Here is a 15,482-nt window from a genome sequence, read left to right as displayed (position 1 = left end):
GCAGATTATGAATCGATCTTTTGATCTTGAGAAACTCGTTCGCCCTAATATTAAAAAGCTGGTGCCATATCACAGCGCACGCGAAGATTTTGGAGAGGGATTACTGCTCGATGCCAACGAAAATAGTCTGGGAGCTCCCTTTCCCGATGATCAGCAGCTGCATCGCTATCCTGATCCCAAACAACAAGAACTGCGTGATCTTATTGCCGAATGGCGAGGCGTTCGTCGTCAAAATGTATTTACGGGTGTAGGAAGTGATGAAGGAATCGACCTGCTCTATCGGATCTTCTGCCGCCCCGGTGAAGACCGCGTACTCACAACACCTCCCACCTATGGCATGTATAACGTATCAGCAAATATTCACGACATCTCAGTTGATGGCGTACTGCTGGATCAGGATGGTTTTCAACTCCGGGTAGACGAAATCCTGGATGCCGTACAACCAAATACGAAAATGCTTTTTTTGTGTTCTCCTAATAATCCAACAGGAAACACTTATGCAACCCAAAAGATCCGTAAACTAATTGAGCAATTTAAAGGGATTGTCATAATCGACGAAGCCTATATCGACTTTAGCGATCAGGAAAGCTGGTCCTCCAAAGTTGTTGAGTATCCCAACCTCGTTGTACTTCAAACCTTGTCTAAGTCATTCGGATTGGCCGGCATCCGACTGGGGATCACTTATGCCCAAGAAGAGATTATAGAATACATGATGAAGGTGAAAGCCCCATACAACATTAACAAATTAACGGCGGAAAAGGCCATCGAAGGATTACAAAACTGGGAAACCGTACAATTTCGGCTGGATGCCATAAAAAAGGAACGAAAGAGGCTTAAAGACAAGTTGCAGCAACTAAAAATAGTGCACAAGGTTTACGACAGTGAAGCCAACTTTTTGCTTGCTAAATTCAGCGATGCCCGGAATATCTATGAACAACTTACCAAGCAGAATATCATTATTAGATATCGTGGCGACCAACCTCTCTGCGAAAACTGTTTGCGAATCACGGTGGGAACACCGGATGAGAGTAAACGATTAATTTCAGCTTTAAAAAGATTAGGATGATGAATATCAGAATTTCAACAGAGGCGTTATCCGGTTCCAACAAGAATCTACTTTGGAGCGGAGCTCTATACGGTCTAAAAAGGCTGCAAGAATTTGATCATCAACTCTTCTTCCTCACCGAGGATTTATCCAAGCAGCAGCAACAACTTCTGGAAAACGAAAAGATAACATCCGCTAAAACTCGGCCGGATGCTGTTGATCTACAGATTATTGCCGAAAAAAATAACCTTAATGCATTAGATAGTGATGGATCGAAAATCGAATCCGCTCCGGATTGGATCGCGCTAAGTAATAAAATCTGCTTTCCTACCCGAAAAGCCTCTCAAGAACGAACTACGGCAGAAACTGATATCAGTCTTTCTGTTAATCTCGACGGTACCGGACAAAGCAACATTTCCACGGGCCTTGATTTCTTTGATCACATGCTGGAACAGATTGCCAAGCACGGGTTGATAGATCTGGATATTTCCTGTGCCGGGGATCTTGAAGTAGATGAACACCATACTATCGAAGATGTCGCCATCACCCTGGGAAAAACAATTAATGATGCACTCGGTAATAAAATTGGAATTCAACGATACGGATTCGCGTTGCCTATGGATGAAGCCTTGGCAACGGTCGCACTGGATTTCTCGGGCCGTCCCTATTTAAAATTCGACGGTACTTTTAAAAGAGATATGGTTGGGGATTTTCCAACAGAAATGGTTGAGCATTTCTTTTATTCACTGACCATAAACCTACAAGCGACTCTTCATATTTCTATTGACGGTAAGAATGATCACCATCAAATTGAAGGATGCTTTAAAGGATTTGCACGATGCTTGCGTGCTGCCGTCAGCCGTAATGAACGAAACCTAAACGTATTACCCACGACAAAGAACTTATTGTAAGATGATCGCAATTATTAACTATGAGGCCGGAAACCTTGCCTCTGTATCAAATGCTTTTAAGAGACTTGACGAACCATATATCATTACGGATAAAAAGGAAGAACTTGACAAGGCTGACGGTATCATTTTCCCCGGTGTAGGCCACGCACAACCAGCTATGAAATCTCTTCAAAAGAATGGGCTGGATGAATGGCTTAAAAATACCAAAACACCGGTATTGGGAATTTGTCTTGGGATGCAGCTATTTTATGAGTCATCCGAAGAGGGCGAATCTAAAGGGCTGGGAATTATTCCGGGCCGACTCAAAAAGTTTGACTCCTCCAAAGCGAAAGTGCCTCACATGGGATGGAATACATTTCAGCATATTTCTGGTCATCCCCTGATGAATTCTCTGAACAACGAACATTTTTTTTATTACGTGCATAGCTTTTTTGCTCCCCTCAACACATACACCGTGGCAACTTGCGAATATATTCAACCTTTTACATCTGTTGTATGCAAGGACAATTTTTGGGGTGTTCAATTTCACCCCGAAAAATCGGGAAAAGTAGGATCGCTGCTGCTTCAAAATTTTCTGCAGCATGTACATAGCAAAATGAATACGTGAAAGTAGAAGAGCTCTTTTAGCCTCTTACTTGCCCTCCCTCTTTTTTGCTCGTCAAATAAGCTATTCTTTTTATTGCATAGAGAGTTTTTACCGTTTACATTTTGATTGAATCCCCAATAAATTGATGAAGATGATTACTTCTAATAGAAGAGCTCCCAACAATCATCATTCGAAGATTACAATCTTCACTAAGGGATATAAAACCCTCCTTCCCATACTTTTAACCATCCTAATGCTTCTCGCAGCTTTGCCTTTTGCAGCACCTGCACAAGATGCAACAGAAATTGTAAAAAAAGCTGATGAAAAGATGCGGGGAGAAAGCTCACGGGCCGAAATGACAATGAAAATCGTCCGCCCAACATGGGAGCGCAGTGTTTCAATGAAAGCTTGGAGCATGGGCGAAGACTACAGCCTGATTTTAATTACTGCTCCTGCTCGGGATAAGGGTTCTGCCTACCTGAAAAGGCAAAATGAAATCTGGAACTGGTTGCCTGATATTAACCGAACAATAAAACTACCGCCCTCGATGATGAGCCAATCCTGGATGGGGTCTGATTTTTCCAACAACGATCTGGTTCGTGAATCATCTATTGTAACAGATTACACGCATACGTTAGCCGGAGATTCCACAATCAACAATTACAATTGCTATAAAATTGAACTGGTTCCCAAGCCCGACGCTCCCGTTGTTTGGTCAAAAGTTACTACATTTATCTCGAAGGATGAGTACCTGCAGCTGCGAACTGAATTTTACGATGAAAACCGGGAAATGATCAGACTAATGGAAAGTTCTGAAATCAAGGAGATGGGGGGGCGTACAATACCGACACTGTTGGAAATGATTCCTATGAAGGAAGACGGCAAAAAAACAATAATGACCTATCAGGATATAGAATTTGATATCGACATTTCAGAACGTTTCTTCAGCATTCAAAACATGAAACGGGTAAACTAGAGAAATGCTATCGATAAAACTGGCATGGCGCAATATTTGGCGTAATAAACGGCGGACGCTCATCACGATGACTTCCATTGCTGTTGCGGTATTACTATCGGCCGTAATGCGATCCATGCAAGAGGGGCAGTATAAAGATATGATCGATACCACAGTAGGCAGCTTTAGTGGATATGCGCAAGTACATGCAAACGGCTATTGGGATGATAAAACACTGGAGAACAGTTTTATAGCTACGGATTCATTGCTCAATATTCTCAAAAATTCAGAAGGAGTTACTGCTGTAGTTCCCCGAATTGAATCCTTTGCCCTGGGAGCCGGAAAGCAGCAAAGTCGCCCCCTTATGGTCATTGGCATTGATGTCGAGTCTGAGCAACATTTGATGAACCCCCAACGCAGATTGCAGTCGGGCAGCTATTTCCGAAATAACAATGAGCGAGCAGCTATAGTAGGTCATGATGTCTTGGAGCGTCTCAATATACAGCTGGGGGACAGCCTGGTCTTGCTGGGACAGGGCTTTCGGGGTATGTCAGCGACCGGGTTATATCCGGTAAAAGGAACGATTAGCTTACCAAATCCTGAGCTAAATAGAAGCCTGGTTATGCTGCCGCTGTATAAGGCTCAGCAATTTTTGGCAGCTGACAATCGACTTACTACCGCCTCTTTGATCATTGATGACCCTGAGCGTGTAGGTTCCATTGTGCAGAACATCAGAAATAAACTATCCGCAGAAAACTATGAAGTGATGGCCTGGCAAAAGCTTATGCCCGAACTGGTTCAGGGAATCGAGGTAGATCGAGTGAGCGGCTATATTATCCTGGCCGTGCTCTATATGGTCGTGGGTTTCGGCATACTTGGTACACTCTTGATGATGATAACCGAACGGACCTATGAATTTGGCATCATGCTCTCTATTGGTACCCCGCGTCATACGCTCGCTAAGGTTTTGGCTATTGAAATATTTACCATCGCAATGTTGGGCAGTGCCGTGGGTATTTTATTGAGTTTACCTATTTCCTGGTACTTCAATATCAATCCAATCCAACTCTCCGGGGATATGGCGGCCACAATGCAAAACTACGGGTTGCAACCCATACTCCAATTTTCAACAGAGCCTTCGATTTTTATTTGGCAAGCCATCATAATTTTTATCATTACACTCCTCTTTAGTTTAATCCCGGTAATAAGAGCCAGCAGGCTTAATCCGGTTAAAGCAATGAGAGGCTGATTATGATTAGAAACATCATAAAACTTGGCTGGAAAAATGTCTGGCGTAATCCCACTCGCAGTGGAGTCGTAATTATAGCCGTACTTCTTGGGACCTGGGCCGGGGTATTTCTCTCAGCTTTTTTTACCGGGATGGTTCAGGGCTACCTGGAAGACCAGTTTAACCTAACCGTCCCTCATATCGAAATGAGTCACCCGGAATTCGGGGACCTTAACAACCCGGAATATTTCGTTCCCGAGGCCCGGGATATTCTGGACGAGCTGTCTCAAAAATCTTATATAACAGATATTTCAACCCAAAGCCTGGCTAACGGCTTGGCCCAGAGCGCACGAAATAGTTATGGTGTATCCATCCACGGCATTCATCCGGATAGTTCTCAAAGTATCCAAAATTATCTGGAAGAAGGCACGATGCCTCAACGCAACCAAAGAAATCCAGTCATCATCGGTTCTAGTCTGGCCGACCGCCTGGGATTGGAACTAAAATCCAAGATAATCCTGAATTTTCAAGACACCGGCGGTGATATCACAGGCGGGGCTTTTCAAATTGTGGGAATCTTCGACAGCTTTAGTTCGGTTTTTGACGAGAGTAACGTTTTTGTTAATCGGCAAGATTTAAATCGCCTGATAGGACTTGAGCACGAAATTCATAGCATTCGACTTACCCTTGCAGATTTTACCGAGGCCGACAAATATGCTACACAACTTCGAAAGGAATTCCCGGATCTACATATCACAACCTGGGGCGATGCCGCACCGGAACTCAAGTACACTTATGAAATGACCGATCTTATGATGTACATCGTCATGATCATCATTATTATTGCACTCGTATTCAGTATTATCAATACGATGCTGATGGCTGTGCTTGAACGCACGCGTGAGCTGGGCATGCTTCGGGCAGTAGGTATGAATAAATCACGGGTATTTTCGATGGTGTTATTCGAAACGATATTTCTAACGATGGTCGGCACACCGGTGGGGCTTTTCCTCAGCTGGCTTACGATCTCATACTATAACAGCACCGGTATTAATTTGGCCGCTTTCGCTGAAGGGATGAATGCCTACGGGTTAAGTACCGTCATATATCCGACCCTACCCCCTATTTACTATCTGAATATCACCCTCTTAATTGCCCTGGCTGCTTTGCTTTCAGCCATGTATCCGGCTTGGAAAACTCTGCAATTGAATCCCGTAGAAGCAATTCGAAAAATGAATTAGATCACTATGGCAGTTATTGAAACCTATGGACTTACCAAAGTTTACAACCCGGAAAAAGTACCGGTACGTGCCCTTAATGGTGTAGATCTGACGATCGAAAAAGGAGAATTTACGGCCATCGTCGGTCCCTCCGGATCGGGAAAAACAACGCTCTTAAATATCATCGGAGGGCTGGATACGCCCACCGACGGCCAAACCATCATCCAGCACACAGAGCTGGCCTCCTTATCTGATCGGGAACTCGTCGACTTCAGGCTCCATCATATTGGCTTTGTGTTTCAGGCCTATAATTTAATTCCCGTACTAACCGCTGTGGAAAACGTTTCTTTTGTAATGCAAATGCAGGGACGGCCCAACAAAGAATGCCGAGAGAAAAGCATAGCTTTACTCAAAGAAGTAGGACTGGCCGATAAAATTGACAAGCGCCCTAATGAACTTTCCGGCGGACAGCAGCAGCGCGTAGCCGTAGCGCGGGCACTTGCATCCAAGCCCGACTTTGTGCTGGCTGACGAACCCACTGCCAACCTCGATTCCGTGTCAAGCGCTGACCTGCTGGATCTAATGCTTGAACTCAACAAAAAGGAAGAAATGACCTTTGTTTTTTCAACGCACGATCAGCGAGTCATCGACCGTGCGCGCCGGGTAGTTACACTCGTGGATGGCAAAGTTGATAAAGATGAAGAAAGATTAGAGCAATGATTACGGAGCAAAACACCACATTACCCGAAAAAGAGCCGGAAGGTCATCGAGGCTTTCTTTGTGATTCTTTGCACGTCAGCTGCGGTTTTTTGCGTAATAACCTCGGAAAAGTATGTGTGGTCGTTATTCTCCTATTCATCGGATTTCAAAACAGTTTTGCGCAAGAGTTAGATATCGGTGGATACGTAAAAGAGCTGGGACAAATTTCTTTTGATAATAATTTTTCTTCCCCCCGTTATGATAACATCCTCCATCACCGTATCGAAAGTAACTGGACGTTATCAGACCATTTTGAATTTCGTGCCGATCTTCGCACCCGCCTCCTTAATGGTTATACCGTTACCAATACCCCCGGACTTGATCAACTCTACAAGCAAGATCCCAATTATTTTGATCTTTCGTGGGTCTGGTTCACTACCGATCACTCCCTGATGCATTCCAACATTGATCGAATACACCTAAGCTATATAACAGGTCCGTGGGAGGTGCACGCCGGTCGACAGCGCGTCAACTGGGGACGTACGTATGTTTGGAATCCCAATGATCTATTTAATAATTATGCTTTCCTGAATTTTGACTATGAAGAACGTCCCGGCGTGGATGCCCTGACTGCTCAATACAATTGGAGCTACGCTTCCAGTTTTGAGGCCGGCATCAGAATAGCCAAAGACTGGTCTGAATCTGTTATCGCAGGAATGGTACGAACAAGCTGGGGAAATTACGACGTCCAAATTACGGGCGGACATTATCTGGATAAGCTGACCCTCGGTACGGGGTGGGCCGGTTACCTTGGTGATGCCGGTTTTAAAGGTGAAATCTCATACTTTCATCCCGAAGAGCAATTTTTCGAACGCACCGGGCATTTTACCGCTACAACCGGATTGGATTATATGCTGTCTAATGGATTATATCTCCAAAGTGAACTGCTTTATAACGGAGGTTATAACCAAAGAGGAAATCCCTTAAATACGCTTGTTGAACCTCCCAGCGCTGACAATCTTTTTATTGCCAAGTCGGGATTTCTAATCAATGGTTCTTACCAGATTCATCCCTTAATAAATGGGAACCTCAGCTTTATGGGCAGCTTTGACCGGTCCATATTTATTGCCATACCTCAAGTTTCAATATCTGTAACTGAAAACGTTGACTTTCTATTACTATCACAACTGTTAAAAGGAACTGTATTTCGTAAGGCAGTGCCTACCCCAAACCTGTTCTTCTTTCGACTCAAGTGGTCGTATTAACAGTTGACATAATACTCTCTCTGATGGTCAGACAATTTTGCTATTTCGTCTGTTAACTCTCTGCCTGTTTCTTTACTTTCCCCATCTAATTCTAAAAAATCATTCCTCAATGAAAGTTATTCCCGCTATTGATCTGCTCAATGGAAAGGTAGTCCGGCTACACAAAGGCGATTATGATGAAGCTACCGTTTATAATGATGATCCCCTTAACGAAGCAAAGAAATTTAAAGAAGCCGGATTTGATCATATCCATATCGTAGATCTCAACGGGGCAAAAGAAGGAAGGTTCGTTAACCTAAAGTATATCAAAGATATTATTAGCGAGCTTAAGCTGTCCGTACAAACGGGGGGCGGTATTCGCAGTTATGGAGATGCCAAGATGCTTCTGGAACAGGAAGTATCAAATATTATTTGTAGCTCGATGGCTGTCAAAGATCCTCAAAAATGGCGGAAGGTGCTTGAGGACTACGGTGATAGAGCCATATTGGGAATGGATCTAAAAGATGGCAAGGTAGCTTATGGTGGATGGCTGGAAACGCTCGATAAGTCGTTGAAAGACTTTTTACAACCAATGATAGACCGTGGCCTTTCTACCGTTTTGTGTACTGACATTTCTAAAGACGGTACGCTCGAAGGACCAAACCTGGAATTATATCAGCAATTATCAGAACAATTTCCAACACTCAATTTCATCGCCTCAGGAGGCGTTTCAGGTGCCAACGATCTACAAGCATTATCAAAGCAGCAACAATACGGGGTAGTTGTGGGACGTGCGTACTATGAAGGAAACTTATCTCTCAAAGAAATGCTTAAATACCACGCTACTTAAAAGCTTCTATCGTCCAAAATCATCCTGTACCCGTACAATATCATCCTCATCAGAAGGGTTTTCCGGATCTGTATGCTGCCAAATTTCAGCTAATATCCCCCAGTCATCAAGTCCAACCAAGCGATGGCGTTCGCCTTGCTTTAACTTCACATATTCGCCGGATTCAAATGTCTCTACCGGCTGCTGTTCGTCAGTATCACTTGTCATAACCCCTACCGGTCCCTCAAGTACCCGCCATATTTCAGCGCGCCGATGATGATACTGCCAGGATAATCGCTTTTCAGGCTGCACAACCAAAATTTTGGGACTCAGTTTTTCCGATATTCTAAGATCCTCAATATCCTTATCGCCAAAATACAGTTGGGCAAACTCCGGTGCCTGTGTCTCATCTATCACAAAAAAGCCACCCCATGGGCGGTCCCAATCTTTATCAACGATGGTAAATCCCTGTTCACTTATTTCATTTTCTATCCGGACAAAAAGCTTTTTCTCTGACTGTTCAGTATTCATTAAAGAAATTTCTTATCAATTATACCTTAACTTTTTTACGTAATGGCCTCTAAAATAAAAAAGGCCACGGATAAACCGCAGCCTTATCATCATTTTTTTTAATAGTTAATCTTCTCGGATGCAATCGATCTTCTGTTCTTTTTGACAGGGATCGACTGCTGTTGCTCCCCCCCCTTGGGACATTCTTCCGGTTGTGCCATAACAATCAGGTTTTGTGATTAACCTTCACTTCAATTCCACGAAAAAAATTGGTAATATGATTTGTTGTCCATCGAAATTTAAATTCGATCTAAGTTAAGAAAAAGCAACGGTTTAACGATTTTCCTTAATGCTCGCAAAACGAATCATACCTTGTTTAGACATCAAAGACGGAAGAACAGTCAAAGGCATAAATTTCGAAGGGCTGCGCGATGCCGGTGATCCCGTTGCGTTAGCCAAGCGCTATTCTGATGAAGGCGCCGATGAGCTTGTATTTCTGGATATTACAGCTACCAAAGAAAAACGTAAAACACTGGTTGACCTCGTAAAAAAAATCGCACTCAGGATCGACATTCCATTCACTGTTGGTGGAGGTATTAGCACTACTGTCCAAATTGCAGAACTGCTTCACGCAGGCGCAGATAAAGTATCCTTAAACAGTGCAATTGTTCGCAACCCCGATTTAATTAATAAGGCAGCTAAACAGTTTGGATCTCAATGTATTGTAGCTGCCGTAGATGCTAAACGCATGAATAATGAATGGGTCGTTTTCATTTCGGGCGGCTCAAAAAATACCGGAAAAAATGCTTTGGAATGGATAAAGGAAGTTGAAAAACGCGGTGCCGGAGAAATCCTCCTTACCAGCATGGACCAAGACGGTACCAAAGAAGGCTTTGATATTGAACTGCTACAAGAAGTTAACGAATTTACCACCATTCCCGTTATTGCCAGCGGCGGCGCGGGTACAAAACAACACTGTATCGATGCTATTAAAAAGGGAAAAGCAGATGCAGTGCTGGCTGCCAGTATTTTTCATTTTCAGGAAATTGATATAGGTGACCTGAAAAAGGAACTTCAACAAGCAAATATTTCTGTACGTAATACTTTTTAACTGACTGTATTTATGATTGATATCAACTCCTTGGACTTTGAGAAAGGTGACGGCCTTATCCCCGCAATAATACAAGATGCCAAGAATTTCCAAGTGTTGATGCTTGGATACATGAATAAGGAAGCTCTTGAAAAAACGCTTGAAGAAGAGCGCGTTACCTTTTTTAGTCGCTCAAAACAACGACTTTGGACTAAAGGGGAAAGCTCCGGCAACTATCTTGATGTGGTTAATATCCAACAGGATTGTGATGATGATACATTGCTCGTTTTAGCTAAACCGCACGGACCTACGTGCCATACCGGCGAAGATTCCTGTTTCCATCAAAAAGATTTTAATCCTGCAAAAGATTTAAATTTCCTCAATGATCTGGAAGAGCTGATCATCAGTCGAAAAAAAGTAATGCCGGAAGGATCGTACACCACCTCCCTTTTTAATGATGGGATCGATAAAATTGCCCAAAAAGTAGGTGAAGAAGCCGTAGAAACGGTCATTGAGGCCAAAAATGAAAATCACAGTCTGGTTGATGAAGTATCGGATCTCATTTATCACCTCATCGTTTTACTGGTGGCAAGAGACGTGCCGCTGCGATCCATCGTGAAAAATCTTGAAGAACGCCATGGCAAATAAAAATCCGAACTCCTTCCTGTCAACTGGTTGCTACCTTACAGAGGCCTAAGAATTTTGTGGCAGAGACCAAAGTAGGCGATTGTGTGTTTTGCACCGGCTCCCCATTTACATAAATAAAAAGACAAGTGAAGGACCTTCAAAAAACACGCCTACTGTGGGTTGAAGCCGATTCCAAAATTCTAAGCCTTGACTTTTTCGTACCTTTTGTGTCAAGACAAAAGGTACTTCATCAAAATTTTTGACCGACAAATTAAATATCAGAAGGCCTTACTCAAGATAACTAATTTATACACCGGATGACCCAATCAACCATCCGGTGAAATAGAAAAAATCACTTGACACCCAACACTTCTTTGGACATGTGCATCGTCACCAGCATGTGTGGGACATCTACCACTTCAGCGATTTTAAGATCCCCTGCCAGTGAACATAGCGCATAGGCGTCATTACGATCCATGCCGTGCTCTTTTTCAAGATAATCAATCATATAGCGCGTGGCTTTTTTTGCGGCCTCATCGATGGATTTACCGAAGCCGGTTACCGCATAATAATCGTCCGTTTCGTATTGCGGCTCTTGAATCGTGCGACCATCTTTGATGACTTCCACTTGATACACAATGCGTGTAGGAGCTTCAATTGCCGTACCACAAACCTCTCCCAGACCCTGAGCTGCATGGGCATCACCGATAGAAAACAAGGCTCCCTCTACCTGTACAGGAAAGTATACGGTCGTTCCTTCCGTCATGTGAGGGTCATCCATATTTCCTCCATTAGCACGCGGCGGCACTGTTGAGAGCATAGAATCGGTTGCCGGAGCCACCCCCATCACGCCGGGAAAAGGTTCTAAAGGAATATTTATTTCATCAGAGAAAGCAGCAGTATTTGAATTTTCATCGAACTCAAACGTCTTAATCCAAGGCTCGTCAAATTCATCTGCCAAAAATCCAAATCCCGGTATAATACCGGTCCAACCCCAACTGCCTAATGCTACTTTGTGCAGTTTCACCTTCAGGATATCCCCAGGCGCTGCCCCCTCTACGTAAACCGGTCCGGTGAGGGGATGAATGGGATCAAAGCTTAAATTTTTGATATCCTCCACCGTTGATTCCGCCGTAAGCTGCTGGTCGGATGCCTCCTCGGTACTGACCTCAATTACAGCTCCCGACTCCACTTCTATTACTGGCTCAATGGCACTACTCCAGCTGCTATGTGTTTGATCGGCTGACAGTGTATACTGCGGCTCCGGCACAACCTTCGAGTCCACGACATCCGAACTTTTTCGCTCACAGCCAATTCCCAATAGCATTATCAATCCAACTATTATTGCATATTGCTTCATCCTTTCCCCTGTTTCTGTTAACATTTGATTATTTTTTGACGGCTACCTTGTACAACCAGATGATGAAAAACACGGCCGCAAATGCACCCAACCAGTCAGCAATCGGCGCAAATGACTCCGGGACTAATCTGAGCGCATCGGTACTTTCCTGTATCGCAAACGGGATTGCCAACACAATACCTATTAGTGCCTCTCCGGTAATCAATCCCGACGAAAATAACAATCCTCTGCGTTCTGCTTTGGTTTTTGCTTCTTCCACATCAGCTCCTTCTCGTTTTGCCCGACTGGCCACCATTCGCCCCGCCCACCACGCAATCATTCCTCCAATAAAAATAGGTACCGTAAGCTCAAGCGGCAGATAAATCCCAACCGCAACTGCAAGCACAGGCGTACGAAACTCAAACTCTTTAGCTTCGAGGATTTTATCCAAAATGATAATAGCCACCGCAATAACAGCCCCGATCCAGATCATATTCCATTCCAGATTTCGGGCAAATACCCCCTCAGCCACTGACTGCATCAGCGTAGCCTGAGGAGCGCTTAGCATCTCGGCTGAACTCATACCTTCACGAGGCAATACGCCGCCTAAACCATAGGCATTAAACAACAAGCTCAAAATTGGAGCAATTACCAGTGCTGCCGATACAACCCCAACAATCTGCATAATTTGCTGCTTATATGGAGTTGCTCCTACCAGCTGACCCGCTTTTAAATCCTGCATATTATCACCGGCAATAGCCGCAGCACAGGCGACCATGGCTCCAACCAAAATAGCTGCAGCAGCCGCTGCCTGCGCTCGCGTAGTATCAACCGAAAAGTCGAGCTGTGACCCCAAGAGAGCCAACAGTATCAGCGAAGTAGCTAAAATGGTAGCGATGGTTACACCGGAGATAGGGTTATTAGATGATCCTACGAGACCGGCCATATATCCGGCAACGGAGGCAAATAGAAATCCAGCAACCAACGAAAATATAGTCCCTATTGCCATTGTTGACCAATACAATCCGCTGGTAACAGGAAGATGAGCAGTATCAATAACCTGAGTAAATACAATGAAGATAGGAACAGCCAGCCCGATAATTCCCCACAAAACATAGTTTATTGGCATATCGCGCTCGGTGCGCAAAATATCAGCACTTTTACCGGATCGAGCTTTTTTAACCGCTTCCCATGATGATTCGATACCATCCTTCAGTGGCTTGGCAAGTGAAATCAAAGCCCAGATACCGCCTACGACCATAGCCCCAACGCCCATATAGCGAATCTTCTGACTCCATATTTCCAGTGCCGCATCATAGCCGCTCATGTTCCCCACGACTTCGGCGACATCAGCGGGATTCGCAAATGCCATGTACAGTGGAATTCCAAACAGCCACGAAATCAATCCTCCCGCAAATACCAGTACCGCAATATTTAATCCCACAATATATCCAACCCCCAAGAGCGCAACAGACAATTCTGTTCCCATCCCAAAGATGGATTTCCCCGCTGTTACCGATCCGCTTACCGATCCTGAAAACAACTTAAACCCTGTTTGTCCCAATTTATACAGCGCAGCAGCCAGTCCCGCCCAGGCAATTTGTACAATGCCCTTTCCCCCTTCTGTTCCGGCTTTCAATACCTCTCCCGTAGCGACACCTTCCGGAAATTTAAGTTTCTTCTCGATAATAAGAGCCCTTCGTAACGGAATAGTAAAAAGCACTCCCAGCACACCTCCGAACATGGCAATGGCCATTGTATCAATGAACGGAAAGTCTGACCAATAGCGGAGCAAAATAAGGGCGGGAAGCGTAAAAATAACACCCGCAGCTAATGATTCTCCGGCCGATGCCGCTGTCTGTACAATATTATTTTCCAGGATGTTCGACTCTTTAAACAGACGTAATATGGCCATGGAAATAACAGCTGCCGGAATAGAAGCCGAGACAGTCATTCCTACTTTTAATCCCAGATAGGCATTGGCTCCGGCCAAAATAGCCGAAAGCAAAATCCCCAGAATGACAGCTTTAAATGTTATTTGCGGATAATCATCCTCCGCTCGGACATACGGCACAAACTGCTTGGTTTCGTCACTCAAAACATTCCCTGTTACTTTAGATTGATTCGTTTCAAATTAAAAGAACTACACAAGAAAGCAAGTAGCAGATTCTCTTTAATTAAGTCTATACCCTACTTTGCTAAGCAACGTCGTTTTTGTACTTTGAGCAACAAATTTTGAAATAAAGAAATACCATGAAAATTACGATCGATCATCTTGAAGACTTGCACATGGAAGCCCATAATGAGGAAGGAGGCAAAATCCGCATGGATGGGTCCACCGAAATAGGAGGACTCAAAGGTGGATTCAGTCCCATGCAGTTATTGCTTGCTGGTATAGGCGGCTGCAGTGCCATTGATATTATCGGAATTCTGGAAAAGCAAAAACAACCCCTCGAAGATTTACAAGTAATTGTAGACGGTGATAAACAATCAGCCGGAACATATTCAGAATTTAAGACCATCCGGCTGAATTTTATTTTTACCGGCAATCTGGATGAAAAGAAGGTAAAACGGGCTATCGATCTATCCCTTGAAAAATACTGCTCGGTCTCCAAGGCACTGGAAAAGGGGTCTGAAATTTCTTACAGTTACAAAATAAAATCTTAATCCGCCTTTTCTACGAGATCCAGGGAAGCAGAATTGACACAGTAACGGAGGCCCGTGGGTTTCGGTCCATCAGGAAAAACATGACCGAGATGGGCATCACAGACATTGCATAAAACCTCAATGCGCTGCATACCGTGGCTGTAATCCTCCTCATATTTGACCACATTATTTTTTACCGGCTCTCCAAAACTGGGCCACCCTGATCCCGACTTAAACTTCCGAGTAGAATCAAACAGCTCTGTGCCACAGCACACACAAGCATACAGACCGGGCTGGTGACTTTCGCAATATTCGCCCGTGCCCGGTCGCTCCGTGCCATGCTTGCGGGTCACGTAAAACTGCTCATCAGTCAGTTCCTGCTTCCACTCTTCATCGGATTTTTCCACTCTTCGGGGTGGCTCCGGATTACCTTTTCCTGCATATTCATTTACCTGCTTCCAATCAATCATAGATTTCTATTTTATGCTATTAAAACGAAAAGGCCAGAATAAATCTGACCTTGTGTTTCGAAAGGAATGAAGTGAATGACTGC

The 15,482-nt window shown here is 44.1% G+C and carries 16 protein-coding genes; 12 read left to right on the top strand and 4 right to left on the bottom strand.

Annotated elements, in window-relative coordinates:
* Positions 1 to 7 precede the first annotated feature (7 nt).
* From hisC to hisA, 9 genes are all read left to right on the top strand, one after another.
* Complete coding sequence (hisC, locus tag ACT3IB_RS10785) at positions 8 to 1,066, top strand: histidinol-phosphate transaminase (protein ID WP_491539023.1); 1,059 nt, start codon at positions 8 to 10, stop codon at positions 1,064 to 1,066.
* Positions 1,063 to 1,956, top strand: coding sequence for an imidazoleglycerol-phosphate dehydratase HisB (hisB, locus tag ACT3IB_RS10780; protein WP_491539022.1), 894 nt, complete (start codon positions 1,063 to 1,065; stop codon positions 1,954 to 1,956). The genes hisC and hisB overlap by 4 nt, the downstream gene beginning before the upstream one ends.
* Before the next feature lies 1 nt (position 1,957).
* Positions 1,958 to 2,563, top strand: a complete 606-nt coding sequence (gene hisH / locus ACT3IB_RS10775; protein ID WP_491539021.1) for an imidazole glycerol phosphate synthase subunit HisH — start codon at positions 1,958 to 1,960, stop codon at positions 2,561 to 2,563.
* A gap of 130 nt (positions 2,564 to 2,693) precedes the next feature.
* Positions 2,694 to 3,518: an outer membrane lipoprotein-sorting protein gene (locus tag ACT3IB_RS10770; RefSeq protein WP_491539020.1), complete on the top strand. Its 825-nt coding sequence runs from the start codon at positions 2,694 to 2,696 to the stop codon at positions 3,516 to 3,518.
* A gap of 4 nt (positions 3,519 to 3,522) precedes the next feature.
* Entirely contained in the window at positions 3,523 to 4,746 is a 1,224-nt protein-coding gene (locus ACT3IB_RS10765; RefSeq protein ID WP_491539019.1) for an ABC transporter permease, read from the top strand.
* Between the two features lie 2 nt (positions 4,747 to 4,748).
* Complete coding sequence (locus tag ACT3IB_RS10760) at positions 4,749 to 5,966, top strand: ABC transporter permease (protein ID WP_491539018.1); 1,218 nt, start codon at positions 4,749 to 4,751, stop codon at positions 5,964 to 5,966.
* A 6-nt stretch (positions 5,967 to 5,972) separates the two neighbouring features.
* A complete protein-coding gene (locus tag ACT3IB_RS10755) occupies positions 5,973 to 6,665 on the top strand; it encodes an ABC transporter ATP-binding protein (protein WP_491539017.1) in 693 nt (230 codons plus the stop codon).
* The gene (locus tag ACT3IB_RS10750) at positions 6,662 to 7,909 is read left to right on the top strand and encodes a hypothetical protein (protein ID WP_491539016.1); all 1,248 of its coding nucleotides are present in this window, start codon (positions 6,662 to 6,664) and stop codon (positions 7,907 to 7,909) included. Before ACT3IB_RS10755 ends, ACT3IB_RS10750 begins: the two co-directional genes overlap by 4 nt.
* A gap of 109 nt (positions 7,910 to 8,018) precedes the next feature.
* Positions 8,019 to 8,738 carry a 1-(5-phosphoribosyl)-5-[(5-phosphoribosylamino)methylideneamino]imidazole-4-carboxamide isomerase gene (gene hisA, locus ACT3IB_RS10745; RefSeq protein WP_491539015.1) on the top strand — a complete coding sequence of 240 codons (720 nt, stop codon included), beginning with the start codon at positions 8,019 to 8,021 and terminating at the stop codon, positions 8,736 to 8,738.
* 6 nt (positions 8,739 to 8,744) lie between these two features.
* Here hisA and ACT3IB_RS10740 read toward each other — a convergent pair whose 3' ends face one another.
* Entirely contained in the window at positions 8,745 to 9,248 is a 504-nt protein-coding gene (locus ACT3IB_RS10740; RefSeq protein ID WP_491539014.1) for a cupin domain-containing protein, read from the bottom strand.
* Between the two features lie 328 nt (positions 9,249 to 9,576).
* Between ACT3IB_RS10740 and hisF the strand changes: the two genes are divergently transcribed.
* Complete coding sequence (gene hisF / locus ACT3IB_RS10735) at positions 9,577 to 10,338, top strand: imidazole glycerol phosphate synthase subunit HisF (RefSeq protein ID WP_491539013.1); 762 nt, start codon at positions 9,577 to 9,579, stop codon at positions 10,336 to 10,338.
* Between the two features lie 12 nt (positions 10,339 to 10,350).
* Positions 10,351 to 10,965, top strand: a complete 615-nt coding sequence (gene hisIE, locus ACT3IB_RS10730; RefSeq protein WP_491539012.1) for a bifunctional phosphoribosyl-AMP cyclohydrolase/phosphoribosyl-ATP diphosphatase HisIE — start codon at positions 10,351 to 10,353, stop codon at positions 10,963 to 10,965.
* Positions 10,966 to 11,296: 331 nt separating this feature from the next.
* Here the strand turns inward: hisIE and ACT3IB_RS10725 are convergent, their stop codons facing one another.
* Together ACT3IB_RS10725 and ACT3IB_RS10720 are read right to left on the bottom strand one after the other, a co-directional pair.
* Positions 11,297 to 12,304 (bottom strand): acetamidase/formamidase family protein, encoded by a 1,008-nt coding sequence (locus ACT3IB_RS10725; protein WP_491539011.1) that lies wholly within the window; start codon positions 12,302 to 12,304, stop codon positions 11,297 to 11,299.
* 28 nt (positions 12,305 to 12,332) lie between these two features.
* Positions 12,333 to 14,381, bottom strand: a complete 2,049-nt coding sequence (locus ACT3IB_RS10720) for an OPT family oligopeptide transporter (protein WP_491539010.1) — start codon at positions 14,379 to 14,381, stop codon at positions 12,333 to 12,335.
* 155 nt (positions 14,382 to 14,536) lie between these two features.
* On the opposite strand from ACT3IB_RS10720, the gene ACT3IB_RS10715 reads away from it, so the two are divergent.
* Entirely contained in the window at positions 14,537 to 14,950 is a 414-nt protein-coding gene (locus tag ACT3IB_RS10715; protein WP_491539009.1) for an OsmC family protein, read from the top strand.
* On the opposite strand, the gene msrB is transcribed toward ACT3IB_RS10715, so the two are convergent.
* The gene (gene msrB / locus ACT3IB_RS10710) at positions 14,947 to 15,399 is read right to left on the bottom strand and encodes a peptide-methionine (R)-S-oxide reductase MsrB (protein WP_491539008.1); all 453 of its coding nucleotides are present in this window, start codon (positions 15,397 to 15,399) and stop codon (positions 14,947 to 14,949) included. The genes ACT3IB_RS10715 and msrB overlap by 4 nt on opposite strands.
* Between the last annotated feature and the right edge of the window lie 83 nt (positions 15,400 to 15,482).

This window comes from Fodinibius sp. GM21, assembly GCF_058386955.1.
The sequence above is the reverse complement of the archived record's forward strand: the minus strand, read 5'-3'. Positions and strand labels throughout refer to the sequence as shown.